Below are 25,991 nucleotides of genomic sequence, written 5' to 3'. Positions count from 1 at the left end.
GGTTGAGGCCTGCTTGGCCCGCTGCCACGCGGACATCGCGTCAGCAATCGACCATCCAGAGCTCACTCCTGGGTCGACTGTCGTGATTGCGGCGTTAGTGGCCGAGCAAGGAGCGGCGTATTGGCAGATCGCGAGTCTTGGCGACTCGCGCGTGTACGCGCTGCGGCAGGGCCGGCTCGAACAGTGGAGCAAGGACCACTCGCGAGTGCAAGAACTCATCGACGCGGGGTCGTTAGCCAAGAGCGCAGCGCGACAACACCCAGAGCGTCATGTGATTACGCGTGCCCTTGGCGCCGTGCCGGACGCGATAGCGGATTTTGCGTTGATCCCGGTCGAGGAGTTGGACGTCGTGCTGCTGTGTTCGGACGGTGTCACCAGTGAATTGGATGACAGTGCCATCGAACGTCACCTAGCGGAGCCCCAACCTGCCGAAGCTCTGGCCCTGCGGATCGTCGAGGCGGCAGTGGCGGCTGGTGGTCGCGACAACGCCACGGCGCTGGTAGTCAAGCTCCAGCGTGATGACTCCAGAGCGCTTGACGCGATGTCCGACACCTTGCCCGGGAGACCGATGTGAAGATCGACTATTCGGGAGACCGAGGCACCCTCGTGGTGGCGACGGGCTTCGTGTTGCTGCTCCCCGATGGACGTGACGACGCTCAGCAACTGTGGGAACTGGCCCAAAGCGGCCCCGATGTGATGGCCACGTTGGACGCGCTGTCTCCTGACGGGCTGGCCAATCTGGGGGCGTTCGCTGCTGCATTGTGGGACGCCGACCTGCTGCGCATTGTGGTGCGGGGGGCGATGACGATCGTCGTCACCACGACGGCGGAGGTCGAGACCTGGAACGGCCGCGGTGTGGCTACCTGGTCCGAGCGTGCCTATGACGTCGGAGAGGTCGCGGCGCTCGAACTTGCGCAGTCAGCCACCGAGACTGCCTCGAGTCTCCCGCTGTTGGCAGGCGTCGTACGCGCGGACGTGGCCCGCGTGCTTCTCACGCAGACAGCGGACATCGTGCCGACTCACGCTGAGGCATCGATGTCAGAACCCAGGCCCGTGCCTGTGTCCGAACCCGCTTCCGCGAAGGTACCTGAGCCACAACCCGAGCCGGAGCCAGAGCCCGAACCACAACCCGAGCCGGAGCCAGAGCCAGAACCACAACCCGAGCCAGAGCCGGCACCTGAGCCCGAGCCTGCCCCTCGACCCGCAGACGCCACGCTGGCTGAGCAGGAGGACATTGCGTTCGACGCACTCTTCACCCCTCACACCGTCGTCGGCCGGAAGGTCGAAGATGCCGCAGTCCGCGAGATCGAAGACCCCCCGGCTGCCCAGATCGCACCCCCACCGCTGGGCGCTGACTCGGTCAGCGGTGACCACGATCACCGCACCATGCTTCCGGAGGAGTTCGCAAAGGTACGAGCCGCGGCTCAGGAGTTGGCCCAACGGGCTCAGCTTGGACCGCGCGCGATCTTGCGCCTGTCGAGTGGACGGGACGTGGTGGTCGATCGTCTGGTCTTGCTAGGGCGCGCACCTCGTACGACCAGTGCGGCAAGCAACGACCTACCGACGCTGGTCGTCATCGACGATCCCTACGTCTCCGGCACTCATCTCGAGGTGGCGGTCGTCGAGGGCCAGGTGGTGGCGACGGACGTGTCGCGCAATGGCACTGAACTCACCGACCCAGGGCAATTGCCGGGCCCGATGGTGCCGCGCCAGCCCACGCGCTTGTCGAACGGCTCGCGGCTGCGGCTCTCCGAATCCATCGCGATCGAGGTCGTGATTTCGTGAGCGTTGCAGCGACCACGGGGCCTTCGATCACGGGGCCTGCGATCTCCGGGCTCACATTCGTGCGTCATCTGGGCAGTGGTGGCTTCGCTGATGTCTTCTTGTACGAACAGCACCGCCCCACCCGTCCGGTGGCCGTGAAGGTGCTCAAGACTGCGGCGACAAACGACGAGGTTCTGGCCCAGTTCAACGCCGAGGCCAACGTGATGGCCCAACTGTCGGGTCACCCGTCGATCGTGGCGATCTATGCCGCCGACGTCAGCGTCGATGGTCGGCCCTATCTCGTCATGGAGTATTGCCCGCCGCCAACCCTGGAGTCGCGCTACCGCCGCGAGCAGATCAGTGTCAGTGAGACGTTGGAGACCGGGATCCGGATCGCCAGCGCGGTGGAGACTCTGCATCGAGCCGGGATCGTGCACCGTGATATCAAGCCGCACAACATCCTGACCAGTGCCTACGGCGATGCGAAGCTGACCGACTTCGGGATCGCCAGCTCTGACACGAAGAGCGACGGCAGCTATGCGATGTCGGTGCCGTGGAGTCCTCCTGAATCTTTCGGCGAATTGCCGCCCACCGACCCTCGGCTCGATGTCTGGGCGTTGGGCGCCACCTTGTATTCGTTGCTGGCCGGGCGCTCGCCATTCGAGGTTCCGGGCGGTGCTAATGACAACCCCACCTTGATGAGTCGGATCGAACGGCTCCCCCTGCCGGTGTTGGCCCGCGCGGATGTGCCCCAGTCCTTGAATCGGACGCTGGCCCGGGCCATGAGCAAGGCGCCCGAGGGACGCCACGCCAGCGCGTTGGAACTCGCTGCGGAACTCCAAGACGTCCAAGCCGAGTTGGGCTACGCCCACACTCGCGCGAACATCCTCGACGCCTCGCCCCAGGCGGCAAGCGCCGCAGAACAGTCAGATGATCGCACCCTGGTTCGGGTTATCGAGATCTCGCCCGACGTCACGCCGGGCAATGCCACCGGGACCCTTCCTCCTGCCCGGTTTGTTGGGCCGGTATCGGATCGCACGGGCCACGTCCTGGACCGAACTCAGGTTCCGGTGTCCTCGCCGAGCACAGTGGACGCCGATTCGATCTCGCGTCCGTTCGAAGGCACGGCCGGGGTGGACGAGGCATCGCCATCTCCGGCTCGATGGAAGCTCGCCGCCGCGGGAGCGGCCGTGGTGATCTTCGGTGGGGTGGGCGCGGCGGTGGTCGCGTCGATGGCCTCGGACCCGAACGACGACGCCGGTGAGCAGGAGACCGGTCAGGCATTCGGGGAGTCCGAGCCGCCGGACGCGGTAGCCGAAGTCGTCGCGACGCCTACGCGGGTGCGAGCCGAATCCGCTGCGGGAGTCGTGGTCTTCTCCTGGCGCAATGCCAAACCGGCGGAGGGCGACCGCTACGGCCTGGAGTGGATGGTCGCCAACCAGCCTCAGCAACCACAGACGTTGGCCGCCCCCAAGTTCAGGGCCAAGGCCCCGTCGGGGCAGATTGTGTGCGCAAGCGTCACGTTGATTCGCAGCAGCGGGTCCGCGTCGCAACCCTCCGGACTCGTGTGCGAGGAGGCGAGATGACGGCCCCGTCGACGCTGGTCGTGGAGTTCTGCGGTGAAGAGACCTCGTTGCAGCCGGGACAGGTCTTCAGCGTGGGTCGCGATGCCGACCTCGTAGTGGACGACGACAACGGCTACCTCCACCGAAGACTTGTCGAGTTCAGTTATGACAACGGCTTCTGGTGGATCCGCAACGTCGGAAGCAGGATCTCTCTGACGGTGAGCGGACAGGCGGGGACCTTGCAATCCTGGCTCGGACCGGGCTCGTCACTGCCAGTTGTGCTTCCAGACGTAGCCGTGCTCTTCTCCGCTGGCGGGACGACCTACGAGCTGGGTGTACGAGCCGAACTCGCGATCTTCGCTCCCGCGGAGGTCGAAGTGAGCGCTGCGGCCGACGAGACGTTGGGCGTGGTCCCGCTGACTCCGGCGCAATTTCGACTGCTTCTAGCCTTAGCCGAGAACACCCTCAAACGAGCCGGCACCGGCCCCAGCGACATCCCGACCAACGCCTCGGCAGCGCTGCGTCTGGGGTGGTCGGCGTCGACCTTCAACCGCAAGCTCGACAACGTCTGCGACAAGTACGCCAAGGCAGGTGTCAACGGCTTGCGCGGCGGGCCGGGGCATCTGGCCACCCAACGTCGAGCCCGATTGGTGGAGTACGTCGTCGCGGCGCGCATCGTGCGCCCCGAGCACCTTCCACTCCTTGACGCTCTCGAGGGAGAAACCCCATGAGACTGCGCCTGCCCAAGATTCCCGCGCGAGGTTCGTCGAGCCGCCGCTTCGCCTCGGGAGCCGCGCTGAGCCTGATCGCCTCCACCCTGGTGCTGTTGGCATTCCAGGCGGACGGGTCACCGATCAGCGACGTGGACCTCAATGACGGCAGCGTGTGGGTCACCAACCTGTCGGCTGAGGATCAGATGGTCGGGCGGTTGAACCCGCAGATCCAGCAACTCGACCTCGGCATCAAGGCACTCAGCAGCGACTTCGACGTGCATCAGACGGCGAGCACCGTGTTGCTGGACGTACGCACGGGCGGGCGCTCGCTACGTCGCATCGACGTGGCAGCAGGCAAGGCAGGGGACCCGGTGGCGCTGTCCCCCACGACCGCCGTCTCCTATGGTGGCGCGACTGTCGCCCTGGTGGACCAGGACAACGGGCATGTGTGGATCCGCGATGCCGACACCGTTCAAGGCTTCGTCTTCGATCAGACCGAAGAGGACCTCGACGCCGGAGTAGGTGCCGTGGCCGCCGTGGGCACCGACGGTGTGGCCTATGTCGTGAGTCAGGAAAAGCGTTCGATCACCCCGGTCGACGTGATCGCCGGAGTGCCCGCGAAGCGGGAGCCGCTCCCGCTATCGAGCGAGCTCTCCGACCGATTGGCCGCGACTGTGGTCGGCGACGTGCCGGTGGTCTTCGATCGTCAGGCGAGCACGTTGCAATGGCCCGAACACGAGCCGGTCAAGGTTGACATGGCGGATGCCGAATCCGCTCGGCTGCAACAACCCGGTGCCGCCCGCGCGGGGGTGCTCCTTGCCACCACCGAGGGTCTGCTGGAGGTGGATCTGGAGAGCGGTCAGATCACCGAGTTGCGCTCCGGACTGTCTGGACCGCCGGCGGCACCGGTGGTCCTCGACGGGTTTGTGCACGCGGCTTGGGCGGACCCGACTGGGGAGAGTTACGTACGCCTGGGTGCTGGCGAACCGCACGCGGAGCGCATCCCAGGTGTCAGCGCCTCGGCTCGTCTGGTGTTCCGGGTGAATCGCCATGTTGTGGTGCTCAACGATGTCAGTACGGGTGTCTCCTGGCTGGTCCAGGAGGACGGTCTTCCTCGCGTCGACAACTGGAAGGACGTCGACCCGTCCCAGCGCAAGGAGCAGACCGAGGACCCCGATCCCGACAAGGCGGCCAAAACTCGGCGCACGCAAGAGAACCGTCCGCCGATCGCTCGCGACGACCGGCTCGGCGTACGACCCGGTCAGGACTCGATCGTCCCGGTGACTCGCAACGACGTGGACCTTGATGGCGACATCCTCACGGTGGACTCGATCAAGAACGTCAAACAGGTCTCAGGCCCCAAACCGCAGCGTCTGGACATCGTGGGTGACGGGACCCAGTTGCAGGCACGTTTCGGACCCAACGATGGCGGCAAGACAGCCCGCTTCACCTACACCGTCTCGGACGGTCGTGAAGACGGCACCGACGAGGCAACCTTGGAGATGCCGATCGTGCCGTTGTCGCAGAACCGGCCTCCGAGGTTGGTCGAGGACCAGGGTGTCCCGCGGCAGACCAGCATCTCGGTCGCCAAGGGGCAACGCACCTCGGCTTTCGTGCTGCCGGACTGGGAGGACCCCGACGGTGACTCGCTGACGTTGTTGGACGCGCGTGTACGAGAGGGTGGCTCCGTCACCTTCCGCAATGACGGGGTCGTCGAGTTCGTCGATGACGGACTCAGAGCGGGGGCCAAGACCGTCGAACTGACCATCTCCGACGGGCATCCAGACGGGGTCCGGGTCGGGAAGCTGACCGTCAACGTGGTCCCGCGGCCGTCAGTCCCACCCGTGCTGACCCCCGACCGTGCGGTCGGCATCGCCGGCAACGACATCTTGGTCAAGCCGCTTCTCAACGATTACAGCCGCGATGGCAGTGCTCTGCATCTGCGTGGGATCGTGCCCCTGGGTGGGGTCGAAGTCACCCAAGATCCGGTTGCGGGCACCTTTGTCGCCCGCGCCGGTCAGCCGGGCACTTACTACCTCGATTACGCCGCATATTCGGACCGAGGCGAGGCACAGTCGTTCGTACGCCTCGACGTCTTGGCGAAGTCGGACACGGATCAAGCGCCGGTGGCCATGCAGGACCGCGGTCTCTTGCCTCCTAGCGGCACCGTGCTCGTCGATCTGTTGGCCAACGACTATGACCCCGAGGGCGGAGTGCTCGCCGTGACCTCGGTCGAGGTCCCGCCAGGCAGCCCAGTGAAGGCCTCGCTGGTGCAGAACCGACTGCTGCGACTGGAGTCGAGTCGTGACCTGGAGCAGCCGGTCTCGGTCAACTACACCCTCTCGGACGGCGTCAGCACGGCCGAGGGATCCGTGTCCGTCGGTCAGGCCGTGGCGCGTCCCGATAACCGCCCACCCGTGGCGGCTGTCGATCGGCTTACGGTGCGTGCAGGTGCGGTGGCCAGCGTTCCTGTGCTTGCCAACGACTTCGACCCAGACGGCGACCAGATGACGCTGTTCCAGCAAGACCTGGTGATGCCCAAGGGGCTGCCGCTCTTCGTTTCGGGCACCAGCCTGCGATTTCGGGCACCTGCGAAGGAGGGTGAGGTTCGCGCGTCGTACGGCATCCGCGATGCGCGCGGACAGCGAGACGACGCAGAACTCATCATCGACGTGATCGCGGACGACCCCGAGCGCAACAGCGCTCCACGCCCGGACCCCGTGGTGGCCAGAGCTGTCGGCGAGAGGCCGGTGCGGGTCGATCTGGAACTCCAAGGGTCGGACCCCGACGGTGATGCGGTCACGTTGAAGGGGCTTGTGACGAGTCCCAAACTCGGCCGCGTGACGGAGATCGGGCTCGACTGGCTCTCGTATGAACCGCTTGACGTCAAACGCGGTGGCACGGATGCCTTCGAAGCCGAGGTGCAAGACAAGTATGGCAAGACCGCGCGCGTGCAGATCCGCGTGGGCGTTGTCGGCCGAGCGCCGATCAATCAGCCACCAGTCGCGCTCGACGACACGCTCTTGGTGCGTCCGGACCGAGTGATCCAATTCGGGGTCACCGGCAACGACGCCGATCCGGACGGTGACCCGATCGTGCTCGACGAGAAGTTGAGCGGCGACGCCGACGCAGTAGTCGAGGACGGCTTCGTCACGGTCGACATCCCCGCTGCCAAGGGCGATGCGGCCCAGCAGATCGCCACGACGTACACCGTCGCCGACGGACTCGGTGGCCAAGACACTGCCCGTTTCACGATCGACGCCAGTCCCGATGCGCCGCTTTATGCGCCGGTCACCAAGGACGACGCCGCGAGCCTTGCCGATGTGGCCGGGAAATCGCCCGGTGAGAGCGTACGGATCGACGTGCTCGCCAATGACGGCGACCTGGACGGGCGTCGCGAGGACCTCACGTTGGCGGCCTTCGACAAGAAGGTGAGTCGAGTGGCCAAGGGCCAACTGGACGTACGGCTGGCAGCGCACGACCAGGTGATCGTCTATGAGGTCGGCGATGCCGAGGGGAACACTTCCTTCGGCTTCGCATTCGTCAGTGGCACCGAGACCGTGCCGCCCGTGATCGACCCGGCGGCCGACCTCCCGGTCAAGGTGGACGCAGGGGAGTCGATCACTCTCAACCTCGACGACTACGTCCAGGTGCGAGCGGGACGCAAACCCATCCTGACTCTGGGTGACCGGGTTGTGGCGGCGCGGTACGCCGGGGCCGCGAAAGCGGCGGGCAAGGATGCTCTCAAGTTCACCGCGCCCAAGGACTCCAGCGGCCGAAGTGCCATTACCTTCGAAGTCACGGACGGCGAGTCGCTCAACGATCCGACCGGCCTGACCGCCCTGCTGACAGTCCCGGTGGACATCAAGGCAACGCAGAACCAACCGCCACAGCTGCGCAACGCCGAAGTGCAGGTGGTGGCCGGTGACGAAGCGGCTGAAAAGACCCTGGACCTCAGACCGTTGGCGACCGATCCGAACCCCGAGGACGCCGAGCGCCTGACTTTCACGGCACAAAGCTCCGATGCCGTGCAGGCACAGATCCGCGACGGTGCGCTATTGGTCCTCAACGCTGCAGAGGATGCCCAAGACGGCCAGGTCGAGATAATCCCGATCACCGTCGAGGACCCGAAGGGAGCGCGGGCTGAAGCCATGGTCCGCGTGCGCGTTGTGCGCAGCGACAAACCACTCGTGCAGGTCGGGCAGATCGGCCCGCTGGAGACCGATGCGGGCGTGCCGGTGTCCTTCGACATCAACTCCTATGCCACCAACCCCTATGAGGGGGTGCCGTTGACCGTCAGCGGAATCAGGGTGGAGAGTGGTGAGACGAGCGCGGCCACGGCAAGCGGAGGTCGGATCTCCGTCACGCCCGCCGAGCGTTTCAGTGGCCGCATCGGGGTGCGCTTCACCGTGCACGATGGATCAGATGATCCTCAGCGCGACGTCACCGGTCGGGTTGAAGTCGTGGTCGTCGCTGCGCCTGAGCCTCCCAGCAAGCCGACCGTGACGAATATGACGCACAACTCGGTGACCTTGTCCTGGAAGGCGGGGGACGACAAGGGTTCGCGAATCACGGGATACGAAGTTCTGGTCAACGGGGGAGACGCCCGGAAATGCGGAGACCGGACGAGTTGCCCGATCACCGGACTGTCACCCGGCAAGACCTACAGCTTCAAAGTGGTCGCTAGCAATCGGGTCGGACCGAGCGAGCCGAGCCCGTCCTCTGATCCCGTCACACCGGACCGCGTGCCCGAACGGATGGCGCCGGTGACCATCGCCCAGGACTACGCCCAGCGCGACAAACAACTCACGTTGCAGTGGAACGCTCCTGGCAACGAGGGTTCCGCGATTCGTCACTACGAGATCCACCGACTCGGCACAGCGGACGTCCGCACGGCGACCGCCAGCCCGTTCATCTGGTCCGGGCTCACCAATGGTGAGTCGGTGCAGTTCGAGATCCGCGCGGTGAACGACATCGTCGACGAGGCCCGCAAACAGCAGTGGTCGGACGCCTCGTCGGCAGACAAGGCGTTCGCTGTGCCCAACGAGGTCCCGAAGGCAACCGCTACAGCCACGCACAACGACGGCGTGCCCGGGGGCAAGGTGTCGGTGGCATGGTCACCCCCCGCAGACAATGGCGACGCCCTGGATTCTTACGAAGTCACCATGCTCAAAGATGGAGCCGTCGCCGTCACGAAGACAGCGACCGGAACATCTGCGAACTTCGACGTCGAGAATGGCCACGACTACACGTTCACGATCAAGGCACACAATCGAGCGGGTTGGTCGGCCAAGCCCAGTGCTGCCTCCGACGAGGTGAACCCCTACGACCCCGCCAGCGCGGTACGCGGACTGACCAAGACCAGCGAGGGTGATCGAACCGCACGGATCACCTTCCAGGCGCCATCGGACGACGGCGGCCGCGCAATCTGGGGCTACCGCATCGACAGCAACGGTGGGCCGTCACGGACCGTGAGTACGGCCGGTCCGACCGACGTGTCTTTCAGTGCCAACAATGGTCCCTACACCGTCACGGTGACGCCCCTGACCAAGGACGCCGAGGCCACGATCGAGGGTGCCAAGACCACGGTCGGGGCGATCCGTCCGTTCGGTGCGCCAAGAATTAACGCAACGGCGTCGGTGAGCAGCGACTTTGTGGTGTTCAACTGGTCTGCGTCAACGAACGGGCGACCGGCCCAGGTTGACTTGTATATCAACGGTGCCTCCGCGGGTTCCTCGAGTGTCACCTCTCCTGCGTCTTCGGTTTACGGTGAGTTCGCGCGACTTGAGGTTGGGGATTACACCTTCCGGGCTGTTATCCGCCCCGAAGGTGGAGAAGGCGGGAGCGCCGAAAACTCATCCCGCGGGCGCATCACGATGAAGCAGTCGAAGGTCTGGCTCACCAAGAGTGGCACGTCTTTGACCTATCACTGGGAGAACGCGATGGCCAGCGAGTTCGGTCAGGTCAGCGAAGCGCGGTGTTGGAAGTACACCCGGGATGGGCACCCCGGCGGGTTCGATACCGACGGGGCTGGCTCTTGGTCATGGACAGGTCCTGCTGATGGCACCACCGGTGAGAAGACCTTTGATTGCACGGCAGACCCGCAATCGCTTGAGCCATGGAAGTACGGACCTTGGCTCAACGTCGGTGAGATGCGCGTATTGAGCCTCACGCGCTACGCCGAGGCCTGGAACGACTAAGGAGACAGACCATGACCATCCCCACCACAGAACAGACCACCTGGTTCGCGAACACGTTCGCCCAGTTGGTTGCCAATATCGAACGCGCCGTGGTCGGCAAGACCGAGGTGGTCCAACTCGCCTTGACCGCGTTGGTCTCCGAAGGGCACCTGTTGCTCGAAGACTTTCCGGGCACGGGCAAGACCTCACTGGCCCGGGCGATCGCGCAGACGCTGCACGGCAAGCAGAGCCGGATCCAGTTCACCCCCGACCTGCTCCCCAGCGACGTCACCGGCGTCACGATCTATGACCAGCGGGCACAGAAGTTCGAGTTCCACGAGGGGCCGATCTTCGCCAATGTCGTGCTGGCCGATGAGATCAACCGAGCCTCTCCCAAGACCCAGTCCGCGCTGCTGGAGGTGATGGAGGAGAGCCACGTCACGGTTGACGGTGTCACCCACGCTGTGGGACGCCCCTTCATGGTGATCGCCACCCAGAACCCCATCGAGCAGGCGGGCACCTATCGGCTGCCTGAGGCACAGCTCGACCGCTTCCTGATCAAGACGTCCTTGGGCTATCCCGATCAGGCCAGCACGATGAAGATCCTGGCTCAGCCCACCCATGCGCGGGGCGGCCTGGTGGTGGACCCCATCATCAGCACCGATCACGTGGCGACCATGATCGACCTCGCTGCTGCTGCGCATGTCGAACCCTCGGTGATCGAATACGTCACGTTGATCGCCCAGGAGACACGCTCGGCGCCCGACGTCGTCCTCGGGGTCAGTGTGCGGGCCGGGCTGGCGCTCGTCCGCGCAGCGCGCACCTGGGCGATGAGCAACGGGCGCAACTACGTGACACCGGACGACATCAAGCGCCTCGTTGTCCCGGTGCTGGCACACCGAATGCTCCTCGACCCGGAAGAGGAGTTCCGAGGTGCGACGACGGCCGGTGTGCTGGAGCGGATCCTCGGCCAGGTGCCAGTGCCCCAGGAGCGAGTTGCGTGATGACCGCCCCAGCAGTGGCCGACCCGGCGCCACCCCGCGGCCGTGGGATCACGTGGCAGCGTCGGCTCACCACCTCGTGGCTCAGCCTCCGCGCCACGGTTGCGGAGCGCACTGTCGTCCCGCGCGGCCGCCTAGCCCCGGTCACGCAGGTCGTCTCGGTCACTGCCTGGTGGGTGTTGGTGCTGTCTCTGGTCGCACTGGCGGCTGGGTTCATCCTCGAGTGGAACGAGTTGCGAGTCGCGGGATTCTTCGGCCTGGTCCTGCTGGCGATCTGCGTGGCCTTCATCTTCGGGGGGGCGCGAATCTCGTCCGAATTGGGGCTGGGCAGGGATCGCGTCGTCGTGGGCGACAACGCCAACGGGCGCCTGATCCTGACCAACGACTCGGGGCGTCGAGTGCTGCCCCAGATGATCGAGTTGCCTGTCGGTCAGGGCCGCGCCGCCTTCGAGTTGAAGAGCCTGGCCGCACACGAGTCGCACGAGGAGTTGTTCCGCATCCCCACCAACCGGCGCGCGGTGCTGGACGTCGGCCCGGTTCGTGGCGTACGGGCAGATCCCCTCGGGTTGCTGCGCCGGGAGTTGGTGCTGGGGGAACAGCACGTGCTCTACGTCCACCCGAAGACCTCGCCGCTGGCTGGCTCCGCGGCCGGGATCCTGCGCGATCTCGAAGGCGAGACGGTCCGCAAACTCACCGATCATGACGTGGCCTTCCACGCCCTGCGCAACTACGTGCCCGGTGACGACCGTCGCTACATCCACTGGAAGAGCACCGCTCGCTCCGGCACCTTGATGGTGCGACAGTTCGAGGAGACTCGGCGCTCACACCTTCTCGTCGCGCTGAGCACGCTGCTCTCCGATTACGCACATGACGAGGAGTTCGAGACCGCGGTCTCGGTCGCTGGCTCTCTCGGCTTGCAAACTCTCAAGGACGGTCAGCAACTCACGGTGTCTACCGCAACCCGGCACCTGAAATGTGCGACCGCGACCTCACTGCTCGATCAACTTTCCGGCGTTGCCTACGAGGCTCATGCTCCAGGGGTGGCCGAGGCCGGGCGCCGGCAGGCACGGGACAACCCTGCGGCGAGCATCGTGGCGTTGGTGTGCGGCTCGCTTACCGAATCGAGTGAGTTGCGACGAGCGCGCCGCTGCTTCCCAGCCGACGTACGTGTGCTCGGGCTCGTCGTCGATCACGCCGCACCGGTGGGCGTACGTCGGATGGGCGACCTGCACGTGGTCAGCCTCGCCAGCCTGGCTGACCTGGCGCCCAGTCTGCGGAGGTTGGCCGCGTGAAGAATCCCGTGCAGCAACCCGTCGGTACCCGGCTGATGCTGGTCGATGCACTCGTGCTCTTGACGCTGTCGGCGGTTGCGGTCAGCCCCCTGCTTGAGGCGTACGGGGGTTGGCGCTGGCTGCTCGCCGCCGTCGTGGGCACCGCGCTCGGACTCGGGCTTGCGGCACTCTCACGGTGGCTTCGTTGGGGCCCGATCGTCACGGCGTTGGCACTCTTCGTCATCTATCTGATCTTCGGTCCCGCTCTCGCGGCGCCCAGCGAAGCCGCCTTCGGGGTCCTTCCCGGCCCCCAAGGCTTGCGGTCTGTGCTCACGGGTCTGGTGACCGCCTGGCGTGATTCCCTGACCATGGTGACGCCCCTGGGCTCGTTGGGAAATGTGCTCGTCGTCCCCTGGGTGTTGGGCCTCGTGTCCGGCCTCCTGGGCGGAGTGTTCCTCTGGCGTTCGCGTTTTCCAGGCGTCGCGGCGGTGGTCCTGGCAGGCACATTCATGGTCGCGGCAGCCTTCGGCGACCGAGTCACCGGCCTCACCCTCAGCCGCGGGCTGGTGCTCGCGATCTGCCTCCTCGTGTGGACGCGCTGGCGGGCCATGCGCGATGTTCGTGTCGCGTGGGCTAGGCGGCTCGCGTTGACTGCGGCGGTGCTGCTGACTGCGGGGCTGGCGAGCTCCGGGCTGGCGCTGGCGACGATGCCGCACTCTCGCGACGTGCTGCGTGACCACGTCGAGCCGCCGTTCGACCCGCAGGACTACCCGAGCCCGTTGTCGCGCTATCGGGCGTTCTCAGAGGAGCGGTTGCTGGGTGACAAGGTGCTGTTCCGGACGGCTGGGCTCGCCAAGGGGGACCGGATCCGGTTGGCGACCATGGACACCTTCGACGGAGTCGTGTGGAACGTAGCCGGTGGACCGCAGGCCCCGACGGAGTCTGGGAGTTTCGGGCGGCTGGCGCCCCAGTCAGCAGCCAAGGGTGAACGCGACGTGGAGATCACTGTCGTCGACTATTCGGGCCCGTGGGTCCCGACCTTCGGCATGGCGCGAGAGGCCGACGTGCGTACGGACGGCCGCCTGGACACTGACGCGACTCGTCGGTTGCTCTTCAACAAGGCCACCGGAACCATGGCGCAGTTGGGTGGCGTACGCAGTGGCGCGACCTACCGCTTCCGCACTCTGCCGCCCGCGGAGATCGACGATCCTGAGACCTACGACGCGGCACCCTCCGTACGTCCCGCCGCGCCACCGGACATCCCGGCGTTGACCAAGCGAGTGCAACGGTGGATGGGAGAGGCCGGGAGCCCGGCTGGTGGAGCGGCGGCGGCCGTGTTGGCGGATGAGTTTCAGAAGGGCTACTACTCCGACGGACTCCCGGGTCAGGCGGGATCACCCGCAGGTCACGGCATCAAACGACTCACCGACCTCGTCGCCCCCGAGGCGTTGATGATCGGCAACGACGAGCAATACGCCTCGGCCATGGGCGTTGCCTCCCAGCAGCAGGGCCTGCCTGCTCGGGTGGTGCTGGGTTTCGTCGTGCCCGACGCGACCGGAGAGATCAAGGGTGCGGATGTGCAGGCTTGGGTCGAGGTCGACTTGACCGGCGTGGGTTGGGTGGCATTCGCTCCCACACCCGACGAGAACCGCAAGCCAAAGCAACTGCAGGAGGATCCACAACCCCAGCCGCAGCCCAACGTGCTGCAGCCCCCGGTGGTGCCCACTGAGCCCGATGACACCGACAAGAGGGCACCTCAGGGCGCGGGCAAGAAGATCAGGAACCAACGCGACCCCATCTTGCAGGAGGTGGTTGCGTGGGCGAAGTATCCCGTTGGTGCGCTGGCGGTGACATCGCCGATCTGGGGCGTGCTGCTGCTCAAGCGCGTACGCCGGTCGCGCCGCAGGCGGCGGGGTTCACCGTCGGACCGCGTTGCGGCAGGCTGGCGAGAGGTGACTGATCGCGCTTGCGACCTTGGCGTGAAACTTCCCGCGAGCCACACGCGCGTCGAGAGTGTGCAGAGCCTGATCGGTCGTTATCCCTCGGCTGACCTGGGCGCACTTGCGGCGCGCGCCGACGAGCACGCGTTCGGACCGGACGACGCCACCGATGCCGAGGCAAAGGAGTATTGGTCGCAGGTAGGCCCGGCCCTTTCGCGACTTCGCAAGTCTGCACCGCGGTGGCGGCGTCCGCTCGTCGTGTTGTCCCTCGCGTCCGTCCCGTGGCGGGCCGCGATCACCGGACCATTTCGCGCTTTCGGCGTTGTCCTGCGGAGGGTTTGGCTCAGGATCGGACGTCCCCTGGGGCGCCGGAGGAAGGTGGCTCTCGCCCGATGAATACTCAATACGCAAGCCTAGGCCGCAGGTTTGGCGCCAATCTGATCGACAACCTGATTTCTTGGGGCCTGATCATCGTGACATTCGGCGGCGGGATCGCTCTCACACTCGGGGTGGGCGAGGCCGGGCTGATCGTCTTGCTCTTGCTTCTTGCCTACCCCTTCGTGCAGTGGCACCAGATGGCCGTGCGCGGTGCGACCTGGGGCAAGCGCGCGGTGCACATCGCGATCGTGGACGAGGCCACCGGTCTGCCCGTTGGCTACGGTCGGATCTTCTTGCGTCAGTTGGTGCTCTTCGCGGTGGCGGCATTCACCATCCCGCTGATCGTGATGGCCGTACAGATGTCGAGCGACCCTCGCCGTCAGGGATGGCATGACAAGGTGGCGCGTACGGTCGTGATCCACGGTCCGGTGACCGGATTCGCTGCCGTGGCTGCTCCTGCGATGAACCAGGCGAGTCCCCCCTCGTGGGAGACGAATCAGGCACTGCCCCTGCCAACTGCGCCCTCGCTCGCAACCGAGGCGACTCCTGCGTCCTTCTGGGACCTGCCGGCTCAAGACGTGCCCTTTGCCGCTCCTGCGGTCGAGCCAGCTCCGGCCTGGGGTGGCCAAATCGCGCCACCTCCAGGATTCCCCGCCGCTCCGGAGCCTGCAGATGTGCAGCAGCCCGCCGAGGTCCTGTGGGGTCAACCGATGCAACCAGCGGAGGAGACCGCGCTGGCTGCCCACCTCCAGGCTCCGTCGGCACCCGCCAACCAGACGATGCTGCGCTCTCTGGCCGATGACCAGGTGATCAACGTCGGGACAAGCCCGGTCCTCGTCGGCCGACTTCCAGATACGGCACTGCGCCCGGGCTCAGTGGCACTTCCGCTCGATGACGACAGCAGGAGCATCTCCAAGACGCACGCCGTGCTCTGGCTTGAGAACGGGCGGCTGATGGTGGAAGACCTCGACTCGACCAACGGCGTCTTCGTCCACAGCGGCGGCACCGAGTCCAAGCTCGAACCTCGTCTGCCGCGTCCGGTGGTGGCAGGGGAGACGGTCTCGTTCGGCAGCCTCGTATTCAGAGTCGAGGTAGTTGCGTGAGGCTGAAACTGGCGTTCGTACGCCCGGGAGGCCCTACTCGCAACGTCGTGGTCACGACCGAAGCCAATGCAGCCGTCGGCGACATCGCCCAGGCACTCGTGCTCCGCGACCCGGCCGGTGGACGCCGGCAGCGCTCACAGCCGCTGACGCTGACGGTCTCGCCGCCCGAAGGTGGCCCCGGCGTCACAGTGCCGGCCGAGCGAGCGGTCGGAGAGACCGCGATCGCTTCGGGTAGCGAGATCACCGTGGTCCCGGCACACGTCACACCAGCACCAGCGGGTGGCCGGCCCTCGGCCGCGGTGATGAATGTGTTGAGCGGGCCTGAGTCCGGGCGCGTCGTGCAGTTGCCACTCGGGACGACCACGATCGGACGCGATCCGGCGTGTGATGTCGTCTTGACCGACCGCTTTGTCTCCAAGCGGCACGTCCGCGTCGAGATCGGCCACGAGTTGGAGATCATCGATCTCAACTCTGCCAATGGCATCAACGTCGACGGCGTCACTGTCACCCGCGTCACGGCCCTGCCAGGCCAAGCGATCCAACTCGGTGACACGCGGCTGAGTTTCACCATGATCGCCGCGCAGGCCGCTCCGCCCCAGGAGGCCCAGGGTGGAGCGATCGCGTTCAACCGTTCGCCGCGCGTCGAGGAGCGGTACGACGATCGGGAGCACCCCCGGCCTTCGGTGCCCTCGGAGCAGACCACCGAGCCGTTTCCATGGCTGCTGATGATCGCCCCGATCCTGATGGGAATCGGCATGTTCGCCTACACCGGGCGGCCGATCACCTTGATGTTCACCGTGATGACGCCCCTCATGATGCTGGGCAATTTCATCACCACAAGAGGTCGTACGAAGCGGCAACTCGAGTCGTCGATCGCGAAGTTCACTGACCAATTGGCCATCCTGCGGACCACACTTGAGCGCGAACTGATCGCCGAGAAGGCGGTGCGCCAAGGCGAGGTGCCGCCCGTGTCGGAGGTCTTCGCGGCAGGTCTACAACGATCCGCAACCCTGTGGACCCGGCGACCCGAGCACTGGTCGTTCCTCCACCTCAGGCTCGGAGTCGGACGTCTACCCTCGCGCAACGTACTCGCGCCGCAAGTGCCGAACGACGACGGACTTCCGGAGTACGCCGAGCAGTTGACTCGCGTGGAGGACGACTTCCGTTTCGTCGACGACGTGCCAGTCCTCGAAGACCTGCTGACCGCGGGCGCGCTCGGTGTCGTGGGGACGCGCACGACCGCGACGGACGTCACGCGTGGAATCTTGCTGCAACTCGCCGGACTGCACTCCCCGGCCGAGGTTGTCATCACCGCCATGGCGAGCCCCGACGATGTGGCCGACTACGCCTGGATGTCGTGGCTTCCGCACACCAGTTCCGCGCACAGTCCGATCAGCGGCAGTCACCTGGCCAACAGTGCGGCCACCGCAGCGCAACTTGCCGCCCAACTTGAGGAACTCATTACCCAACGCAGCGGTCGTGCAATGGAGTTGGTGGGCAAGGGTGCGCTGTCCTCGCAGTTGAAGGCCAGTGGGGCAGGTGGCCGCATCGGCGAGACGAAGGCTGGTGAGGCCGAGGACAGCACGCTACCCAGCCCCATCGTGGTCCTGCTCGTGGCCAACGGTGCTCTGGTCGATCGCGGTCGCCTGGTGCAGATCAGCGAGCGAGCGGCCGAGGCTGGTGTGATCCCGATCTGGATCGCGAACGATCCGGCCGATCTCCCGGCGGTGTGTCGCACCTTTGTCGATGCGCGCAACGGGTTGGGGCAGGCATCGGTGCACTTCGTCCGGCACGGCAAGGTGATTCCTTCCCGGGTGGAGGGCGTCAGCGCGGATCACGCCTTGACCTTCGCGCGTGCGCTCGCGCCGCTGGCGGACTCGGGCGCGCTCGAATCCGACGACAGCGACATTCCTCGACAGGTGTCTGTGGTGAGCCTGCTTGGGCTCGAGCTGGTCACCTCGGGCACCGCAGTGGTGGAGCGGTGGCGCGAGAACGAGTCGATGCGCGCCACTGAGTCAGGTCAACGCAAACGCAGGCGGACGCGGGGTTTGCGCGCGATGATCGGGCAGTCCGGAGTGGATGCCGTACACCTCGATCTGCGTACCCAGGGCCCGCACGCTCTGGTGGGTGGGACTACCGGATCGGGCAAGAGTGAGTTCTTGCAGGCGTGGGTGCTCGGGATGGCAGCGGAGTTCTCGCCTGACCGGGTCACGTTCTTGTTCGTCGACTATAAAGGTGGATCGGCCTTCGCCGAATGCGTGGCGCTGCCCCATTGCGTCGGCATCGTCACGGACCTGACGCCGCATCTGGTGCGCCGCGCGCTGACGAGCCTGCGCGCCGAACTGAAATACCGCGAAGAGTTGTTGCACGCCAAGAAGGCAAAGGACCTACTCCAACTGGAGGAGCGCAACGATCCGGACACTCCTCCGGCCCTGATCCTGGTGATTGATGAGTTCGCCGCCCTCGCCAACGACGTCGAGGAATTCGTCGATGGCGTGATCGACATTGCCCAGCGGGGCCGCTCGCTCGGGATTCATCTGATCATGGCGACGCAGAGACCAGCGGGCGTGATCAAGGACAACCTGCGGGCCAACACCAACCTGCGAATCGCCTTGCGGATGGCCGATGAGTCTGACAGCACCGACGTGATCGGGTCTGCGGACGCCGCGGTCATCGACCCGTCAATTCCCGGTCGCGGTGTCATCAAGACCGGCCCGGGACGACTCATGGCGTTCCAATCTGCCTACGCCGGTGGACGTACGTCCGACGAGCCGGAACCCCCCGACATCTCGATCCACGACCTCGGATTCGGGGCGGAGCAGCCATGGGCCGATCCGGTCGAAGTCGAGGCCGAACCCGACGACCCAGGCCCGAACGATCAGTTGAGACTCGTGGCCACGATCACCAAGGCCGCCCAACTGGCGGATCTGCAGAAACCTCGCCGGCCCTGGCTCGACGAACTCAGCAAGGTCTATGACCTCCTGCTTCTGAGTCCACGCCGCGACACTGACCTGATCCTTGGCGTGGCCGACCTGCCCGAGGACCAGCAACAGAAGACCGTCTTCTTCCACCCAGATGTCGACGGCAACCTCGTCATCTATGGCACGGGTGGCAGTGGCAAATCGGTGGTCTTGCGAACACTTGCCATCGCGGCCGGAGTGACCCCCCGCACCGGGCCTGTCGAGGTCTACGCGTTGGATTTCGCGGCCGGTGGCCTGCGGATGCTTGAGCAGTTGCAACATGTCGGTGCGGTGATCAACGGCGACGACACCGAGCGAGTCGTACGCCTCCTTCGCCGCCTCCGAGAACTGGCCGACGTCCGCTCACAGGAATTCTCCGCCCTGAGCGCTTCCACGATCACCGAATATCGCGCTCTGTCCGGCCATGCCGACGCCCCCCGCATCCTGCTGCTCATCGACGGCTTCGGGGCGTTCCGGGACCAGTGGGAGATCGGGGCGGGCCGTGCCGAGTGGTACGGCGTCTTCCAACAGTTGCTCAGCGAGGGCCGCCAACTCGGCATTCACGTCGTCTTCACCGCAGACCGTCCGGCCGCCGTGCCCGGGGCCGTGGCCTCGAGCGTGCCGCGTCGAGTCGTGCTGAGGATGGCCGATGATGGAATGTACGGGTCCCTCGGCGTGCCTGGCGACGTCCTCGCGGCAACCTCACCTCCTGGGCGGGCCATCATCGATGGGCTGGAGGCGCAGATCGCCATCCTCGGGGGATCGACGAACTCGGCTGATCAGTCTGCGGCTATCGGAAGACTCCGCGGTGCCCTGGAACGGCAAGGGCGACGAGCGGCGGCGCGGGTGGAGTCGATGCCCACGCAGATCACGCTGGAGTCGTTGCCGACGCAGGCCGATGGCATGCCGGTTCTAGGCATCGCCGAGGACACGTTGGAGCCGATCGGGTTCGAGGCCACGGGCACTTTCATCGTGGCGGGCGGACCGCAAAGTGGGCGATCCACCGCGTTGGCGGCGATGTGTCTGTCGTTGCGTCGTTGGGACCCGACTCTGACGATGGTGTACCTCGGCAACCGACGATCGGCCCTGCCCTCGCTCTTCGAGTGGGATCACTGTGCCACCAACCCAACCGACGTCGCTGAGCTCGCGCGAGAGCTCGCGGGGCGCATCGCAGACGTGGAGCACGATTCGTACGTCATCGTGGTGGAAGCGCTGTCCGAGCAGGCGACAGCCCCTTCGGACTCGGCTCTCCTGGAACTGTTCAAGGCCGTGAAGCGCACCGACCACATGCTCATCGTCGAATCCGAGACGAGCACCTGGGGTAGCGCGATGGGTCTGTACTCGGAACTCAAGGCGGGGCGTCGCGGCATCGTCTTGCAGCCCGAGTTCCATGAGGGGGACACGATCCTTAAAACCTCATTCCCGCGCGCCCACCGGCGCGAGTTCCCACCGGGGCGTGGCAACGCGGTGCTGCGCGGAAAGGTGGTGCGAGTGCAGATGCCTCTCGTATGACCTCAGCTGGTGGGGACTCCTCCCCATCGCCTATTCAGTCTCGGATTCCTAGTGTTCAACTATCGCCCCCGAAAGTCGGCGGCACCCAACACAGAAGGCAGTGAACGACATGGCAAACCTCAATGTGACCTACGAAGACCTCACCCGCGTCGCGAGCCAGATCGACAACGGTCGCGACACCCTCCTGCAGCAGTTGCAGGACCTGGGCAAGGCAGTCGATGACCTGATCGCCGCCGGCTTCCAGACTGATGCGGCCTCGCACGCCTACAACGAGCAGTTCGACACGTACACGACCAACACCAACACGGCGATCGAGGCTCTGACGGGGTTCGCCGAGTTCTTGCGCTCGGCCGCCTCGGCGATGCAAGACACCGACACCAGCCTCGCCAACGCGATCCGCGGCCAGGCCTGAGCTCCGCTTCGTTCGACTAGGAGTTCTCGATGAGTGGCGCTGACCTCAAACTCAATCTCGAAGAGCTACATGCGTTGTATGCCGATCTTGTCAACGTGAGCTGCGCCTTCTCCGAGATCGACTCGGTGGCCGACGGTTTGACGGATGCGGTCGGCCACCGCGGGTTGGGAGGTCGAGTGCACGAGTTCTCCGCCAATTGGGACGACAGGCGCAAGACGATCGTGGCGGCTACAGATTCTCTGTGGCTGGCGGCAAAGTCGATCAGCAGCGACTTCAAGGATTTGGACCAACAGATGGCCTCGGCATTCCGGGCAAAGGACTAGAGATGTTTGAGTTGACTCCGTTGCCGGGCGACCCGCAGTTGGTCGCGAGTGAAGCGCAGCGCATGCTGAAGTTTGCGGACCGAATGCAGGAAGCCGCCGCGACATTGCGCAAACTGACCAACACTCAGGAGTATCGCAGCGACGCTGTGGAAGCGCTGCGCAACAATGCTGCGGATCTGGCCTTGGTCATGGAGAAGTCGAGGGATCGGTACCACGAGACCGGGTCGGCGCTCGCGACGTACGCGACTTCACTCAATCACGCACAGCAGCGTGCCAGCCAGGCGATCGGGGCACGAGGCGCTACCGACGTCGTCGGGGCTGCCCGAGATGTCGCCGAGGCCAAGGCGACCACCTTGAACCCACTGCTCTCGCCTGAGGAACGAGCCGAAGCCAACGCGGCGCTGCATAGATCAAAGGCCAGGCTCGGGGAGCAGCAGGGTGCCTACGACCGGGCTAATGGCGAGTATGCCGCAGCGCAGGCCGAGGTTGAGGAAGCCGCCCGCAAGGCGATGTCACGGATCAAGATGGCTAATGATCGGGGCATCAAGGACAGCTTCATGGACAACTTCAAGGGCTTCAAGGAGAAGTACCTCCAGCCCGCGCTTGAAGCCATCACCAAGGTGCTGTCGGTGGTGGGAGACATCCTGACGGTCGTTGGCATCGTGGTCGCGCTTGTCCCCGGACTTCAAGCCATTGGTCTTGTGGTCGCTGGTGTGGGCACGGCCGTCAAGCTCCTCTCTATCGTCACAACTATTACGAAGTTACTGATTGGTGATATTTCGCTAGGTGAGGCGGTAGCAGCAGCCGTATTTCTTGTTATCGGGGCTGTCATCAAGTTCTTGCGCAAGAAGCCCAAAGCATTCTTGAGCGGAATGAACGCTAGAGACGCCTATCGGTACTCGAAGCCGGATTTTGTGAATGGGCACATTTTGTGGAAAGAGGGAGGCAAGGGATTTGGGCTTTATGTAGTCGATGAGCTGAACTGAAATTCCATCCGCTTGGATCAAAGGTCAGGTCGACAGCATGATTGACCCTGAAACAGTGTGGTCGACAGACGACGCCGTGACCCACGACGTGGACCCGGTGGGCACCGACTACTCGGACGTCAACGTTGACTCGATCGTCGAGAAGCACTTCCAGGGCGCTTCTGGACAACCCATCGGAGCCTCTGTGTGCGCGGGAACGTCGGTGGCAGCGTGACGCCTGGAGAGCAGCACTTCCAGTGGACAGCCCCGCAGGGCTGGTACTCACTGCCGCCCGGCAGCGACACGTCGGCTTGGCTCCTCAACGTTCTCGCTGACGGCGCACGGCCCGCCTCGTTCCTGCCTCGGCTGCGTGCCGACCTGGAGCGATTCTTGGCCATGCGCCCGCCCGGGACCGACCGGGTTTATGTGGCGGCCCTCGATCCAGACCCCACGATCGCGGACCGGGTGATCGCGGCGGGTTGGCTCGAACTTGGCCCGCTGATCGACGTGAACGACGCGGCCGAGCGTCTGCGCGAGGCCAAACTTCCCGCCAGATTGCTGGCTCGCGACGTGGACGTACGGGCATCAAAACGCAGCCCGGCAGTCACCTGTCGAGACCTACTGACCGGATCCAGCCCCGAGGAGTCGACGTACGCCAAGCTCTACGAGCGTTGCGCTGCCCTAGTGGTCCACGGGCGGCTCGGGGTCACTCTGCGGGTGGAGCTGAGCACGTCGGATATGGCCGCCTTCGAGGACATCGCCGCCACCTGTCTTGGCCTGGCCGACTCAATGGAGGTGGTCTGATGACCGCAGTGCAGACCCCGACCTTCGTGCTGCCGGGCAAGTGGTGGCGGGTGGATCTGCGTACCCCGGAGACCGTGCGGCAGTCGATCCGCTCCCTGACGAAATCCGCCATGCCGGGGGATCAGTTTGCGCAGGTGCGAGCCGAAATGCTCGCAACGACCGCGAGCGCGGCCGAACAGGCGGCCAACGCAGGAGCGGTCGCCTTCCATCTGGCGCTGGAGATTGTGCCGGGATTGCCGATCCCGCTGACGCTCGCCGTCTATCTGCCAGAAATGCCCATGAGGCTGTCGTCGCTGTCGAGTGGGCTCGCGAGTGCCGAGTCGCTGGGCGAGTTCTTGCGCGCCGACGGTTCAGTCGTCAGCGCCTGGGCCGAGGGCGAGCACCTTGGGGTGGCGCGGGCGATGCGCGTACGAAGCCCCGCAACTGAGGAACTCGGGGCGACCGATGTGCTTCACGTCGACTATTGGTTGGTCTGCGAGGGCAGTAGCGCCACCGCTGTGTTGTCGTTCTCTGCGCCGGTGCTGTGGGAGGTCGCGACGGAGGCGATGCTCTCCCTCATGGATGCCGTGGTGTCCACGGTCACCTGGGAGCCTGATCGACTGGTGAGCGCCGACGAGGTTCTCTAGTGCACTCACGGAGAGGGGGTTGGCCGAAACTCTCGGCCAGCCCCCTCGTCAGGCCCGGAACTACGACCCTGCGGCCCCACCTCCGCCTCAGCCCTTGATCGCGCTGTCTTGAAACAGCGCGACCCTGCGGTCTTCGGCTCCGACGGGACCTCGCTCACGCTCGGCCCCACCTCCGCCTCAGCCCTTGATCGCGCTGATATCAAACTCCAGCTTGACCTTGTCGCTCACCAGCACGCCGCCGGCCTCGAGAGCGGCGTTCCAGGTCAGGCCCCAGTCCTTGCGGTTGATGGTGGTGTCACCCTCGAACCCGGCGCGGTGGTTGCCGAACGGGTCCACGGCGGTGCCGGTCGACTCGAACTCGGTCGTGATCGGCTTGGTGACGTCCTTGATGGTCAGGTCGCCGGTGATCTCCCAGTCGTCACCGTCGCGCGAGACGGAGGTCGAGTTGAAGGTCCAGGTCGGGTAGGTCTCGACGTCGAAGAAGTCGGCCGACTTGAGGTGGCCGTCGCGGTCGCCGTTGCCGGTCGAGATCGAGGAGACGTCGATCGTCGAGCTTGACCCACGAGTCGGCCGGGTTCTCCTCGGAGATGTGGGCGGTGCCCTCGAAGGACTCGAAGTTGCCGCGCACCTTGGTGACCATCGCGTGCCGGGCGGAGAAGCCGAGGCGCGTGTGCGAAGCGTCGATGGTGTAGTCGCCGGTGAGGTTGCTCATGGTGGTGCTCCTTTGGAAGGTAGTTAAAGTTTCTACTACCCATGAACCATGGCACACCGGAGTCCATTCCCGAGAATCGAAAAATCTTTCAGCCGACCGATTTGTGCATGACTATGCACTCGACCGTATAGTTATCCGCATGTCCAAGGTACTCACCTCGCTGCCCGTCGGTGAACGGGTCGGCATCGCATTCTCTGGCGGCCTCGACACCTCCGTGGCGGTCGCCTGGATGCGCGAGAAGGGCGCGATCCCGTGCACCTACACCGCCGACATCGGGCAGTACGACGAGCCCGACATCGAGGGAGTCCCCAGCCGCGCGATGGCGTACGGCGCCGAGATTTCACGCGCCGTCGACTGCAAGGCGGCCCTGGTCGAGGAGGGTCTCGCCGCACTCGCCTGCGGCGCTTTCCACATCCGCAGCGGCGGGCGTCCGTACTTCAACACCACCCCGCTGGGTCGCGCGGTGACCGGCACGCTGCTCGTACGCGCCATGCACGAGGACGGCGTTGACATCTGGGGCGACGGCTCGACCTTCAAGGGCAACGACATCGAACGGTTCTATCGGTACGGCCTGCTCGCGAACCCGTCCTTGCGGATCTACAAGCCTTGGCTAGACGCGGATTTCGTCACCGAACTCGGCGGTCGTCACGAGATGAGCCAATGGCTCACCGACCGCAACCTGCCTTACCGCGACAGCCAGGAGAAGGCGTACTCCACCGACGCCAACATCTGGGGCGCCACCCACGAGGCGAAAACTCTGGAGCACCTCGACGTCTCGCTGGAGACGGTGACGCCGATCATGGGCGTGAAGTATTGGGACGACAGCGTGAAGATCGACGCCGAGGACGTCACCATCCGCTTCCACAAGGGTCGGCCGGTCGCGATCAACGGGAGGACGTACGACGACGCGGTTGCTTTGGTCCACGAGGCCAACACCATCGGCGGTCGCCACGGTCTCGGCATGAGCGACCAGATCGAGAACCGGATCATCGAGGCCAAGAGCCGCGGCATCTACGAGGCCCCGGGCATGGCGCTGCTGCACATCACGTACGAGCGGCTGCTCAACGCGATCCACAACGAGGACACCATCGCGACCTACCACTCGGAGGGCCGTCGTCTCGGTCGGTTGCTCTACGAAGGTCGCTGGCTCGACCCGCAGGCGCTGATGCTGCGCGAGTCGATCGTGCGCTGGGTCGCCTCCCTGGTCACCGGCGAGGTCACGCTGCGGCTGCGGCGCGGCTGGGACTACACGATCGTGTCGACCAGTGGCGAGGGCTTCAGCTATCACCCCGACAAGCTTTCGATGGAGCGTACGGAGGACGCGGCCTTCGGGCCGACCGACCGGATCGGGCAATTGACGATGCGCAACCTCGACATCGCGGACTCGCGCGCGAAGCTTCGAGTCGTACGCCTCCCAGCCACTCAACGAGGGCCAGGTGCTGGTGGAGAACGGCGTACTCCTCGGCGCACTGGAGCGTGGTGGTGCCGACGTGATCGCCGACAACCCGCAGGCCGCGAAGGACGCCGACGACAGCCTGGTTGACCGGGCGAGCTTCGACTTCGGCGCGGACTGATCCGGCCTGGGGCCGAGCCTGTTCGGACGACCGTCCGAAGAAGCCCGTCGATCCGGCCTGGGGCCGAGCCTGTTCGGACGACCGTCCGAAGAAGCCCGTCGATCCGGCCTGGGGGCGAGCCTGTTCGGACGACCGTCCGATCGGTCGCGTTGGTCGCGTTGTATCAAAAGTCACCGCCCATCACCGCTC

At 65.5% G+C, this 25,991-nt stretch carries 18 protein-coding genes and 1 pseudogene; 17 read left to right on the top strand and 2 right to left on the bottom strand.

From position 1 onward, the window contains the following. Nucleotides 1-97 precede the first annotated feature (97 nt). The 16 genes from V9G04_17070 (at nt 98) to V9G04_16995 (ending at nt 23,516) form a co-directional block, all read left to right on the top strand. Nucleotides 98-574: a hypothetical protein gene (locus V9G04_17070; protein MEI2714947.1), complete on the top strand. Its 477-nt coding sequence runs from the start codon at nt 98-100 to the stop codon at nt 572-574. Then, nucleotides 571-1,785: an FHA domain-containing protein gene (locus tag V9G04_17065; GenBank protein MEI2714946.1), complete on the top strand. Its 1,215-nt coding sequence runs from the start codon at nt 571-573 to the stop codon at nt 1,783-1,785. Before V9G04_17070 ends, V9G04_17065 begins: the two co-directional genes overlap by 4 nt. Beyond that, on the top strand, nt 1,782-3,350 hold the full coding sequence (locus V9G04_17060) for a protein kinase (protein MEI2714945.1): 1,569 nt from the start codon (nt 1,782-1,784) through the stop codon (nt 3,348-3,350). The genes V9G04_17065 and V9G04_17060 overlap by 4 nt, the downstream gene beginning before the upstream one ends. Continuing rightward, nucleotides 3,347-4,060, top strand: a complete 714-nt coding sequence (locus V9G04_17055; protein ID MEI2714944.1) for a hypothetical protein — start codon at nt 3,347-3,349, stop codon at nt 4,058-4,060. Before V9G04_17060 ends, V9G04_17055 begins: the two co-directional genes overlap by 4 nt. After that, a complete protein-coding gene (locus V9G04_17050; protein ID MEI2714943.1) occupies nt 4,057-10,242 on the top strand; it encodes an Ig-like domain-containing protein in 6,186 nt (2,061 codons plus the stop codon). The genes V9G04_17055 and V9G04_17050 overlap by 4 nt, the downstream gene beginning before the upstream one ends. Nucleotides 10,243-10,253: 11 nt before the next feature. After that, a complete protein-coding gene (locus tag V9G04_17045) occupies nt 10,254-11,225 on the top strand; it encodes a MoxR family ATPase (protein MEI2714942.1) in 972 nt (323 codons plus the stop codon). Beyond that, nucleotides 11,225-12,514, top strand: a complete 1,290-nt coding sequence (locus V9G04_17040) for a DUF58 domain-containing protein (protein ID MEI2714941.1) — start codon at nt 11,225-11,227, stop codon at nt 12,512-12,514. The genes V9G04_17045 and V9G04_17040 overlap by 1 nt, the downstream gene beginning before the upstream one ends. After that, the gene (locus tag V9G04_17035; GenBank protein MEI2714940.1) at nt 12,511-14,829 is read left to right on the top strand and encodes a transglutaminaseTgpA domain-containing protein; all 2,319 of its coding nucleotides are present in this window, start codon (nt 12,511-12,513) and stop codon (nt 14,827-14,829) included. Before V9G04_17040 ends, V9G04_17035 begins: the two co-directional genes overlap by 4 nt. Next, nucleotides 14,826-15,914 (top strand): RDD family protein, encoded by a 1,089-nt coding sequence (locus V9G04_17030; protein ID MEI2714939.1) that lies wholly within the window; start codon nt 14,826-14,828, stop codon nt 15,912-15,914. Before V9G04_17035 ends, V9G04_17030 begins: the two co-directional genes overlap by 4 nt. Continuing rightward, the gene (locus V9G04_17025) at nt 15,911-20,386 is read left to right on the top strand and encodes an FtsK/SpoIIIE domain-containing protein (GenBank protein MEI2714938.1); all 4,476 of its coding nucleotides are present in this window, start codon (nt 15,911-15,913) and stop codon (nt 20,384-20,386) included. The genes V9G04_17030 and V9G04_17025 overlap by 4 nt, the downstream gene beginning before the upstream one ends. A gap of 109 nt (nt 20,387-20,495) precedes the next feature. After that, nucleotides 20,496-20,798 carry a WXG100 family type VII secretion target gene (locus V9G04_17020; GenBank protein MEI2714937.1) on the top strand — a complete coding sequence of 101 codons (303 nt, stop codon included), beginning with the start codon at nt 20,496-20,498 and terminating at the stop codon, nt 20,796-20,798. 29 nt (nt 20,799-20,827) lie between these two features. Continuing rightward, complete coding sequence (locus V9G04_17015; protein MEI2714936.1) at nt 20,828-21,121, top strand: hypothetical protein; 294 nt, start codon at nt 20,828-20,830, stop codon at nt 21,119-21,121. A gap of 2 nt (nt 21,122-21,123) precedes the next feature. Beyond that, nucleotides 21,124-22,107 carry a hypothetical protein gene (locus V9G04_17010; protein MEI2714935.1) on the top strand — a complete coding sequence of 328 codons (984 nt, stop codon included), beginning with the start codon at nt 21,124-21,126 and terminating at the stop codon, nt 22,105-22,107. A gap of 37 nt (nt 22,108-22,144) precedes the next feature. Further along, nucleotides 22,145-22,321 (top strand): hypothetical protein, encoded by a 177-nt coding sequence (locus V9G04_17005; protein ID MEI2714934.1) that lies wholly within the window; start codon nt 22,145-22,147, stop codon nt 22,319-22,321. Continuing rightward, nucleotides 22,294-22,890 carry a hypothetical protein gene (locus V9G04_17000; protein MEI2714933.1) on the top strand — a complete coding sequence of 199 codons (597 nt, stop codon included), beginning with the start codon at nt 22,294-22,296 and terminating at the stop codon, nt 22,888-22,890. The genes V9G04_17005 and V9G04_17000 overlap by 28 nt, the downstream gene beginning before the upstream one ends. Continuing rightward, the gene (locus V9G04_16995; GenBank protein MEI2714932.1) at nt 22,890-23,516 is read left to right on the top strand and encodes a hypothetical protein; all 627 of its coding nucleotides are present in this window, start codon (nt 22,890-22,892) and stop codon (nt 23,514-23,516) included. The genes V9G04_17000 and V9G04_16995 overlap by 1 nt, the downstream gene beginning before the upstream one ends. Before the next feature lie 177 nt (nt 23,517-23,693). On the opposite strand, the gene V9G04_16990 is transcribed toward V9G04_16995, so the two are convergent. After that, nucleotides 23,694-24,047, bottom strand: a complete 354-nt coding sequence (locus V9G04_16990; GenBank protein ID MEI2714931.1) for a YceI family protein — start codon at nt 24,045-24,047, stop codon at nt 23,694-23,696. Beyond that, on the bottom strand, nt 23,935-24,228 hold the full coding sequence (locus V9G04_16985; GenBank protein ID MEI2714930.1) for a YceI family protein: 294 nt from the start codon (nt 24,226-24,228) through the stop codon (nt 23,935-23,937). Before V9G04_16985 ends, V9G04_16990 begins: the two co-directional genes overlap by 113 nt. A gap of 139 nt (nt 24,229-24,367) precedes the next feature. On the opposite strand from V9G04_16985, the pseudogene argG reads away from it, so the two are divergent. Further along, a pseudogene (gene argG / locus V9G04_16980) lies at nt 24,368-25,802 on the top strand (argininosuccinate synthase). The last annotated feature ends 189 nt before the right edge of the window (nt 25,803-25,991 follow it).

Origin of the sequence: Nocardioides sp., from assembly GCA_037045645.1 — a bacterium.
In the GTDB taxonomy this organism is placed as follows: Bacteria; Actinomycetota; Actinomycetes; order Propionibacteriales; family Nocardioidaceae; genus Nocardioides.
The sequence above is the reverse complement of the archived record's forward strand: the minus strand, read 5'-3'. Positions and strand labels throughout refer to the sequence as shown.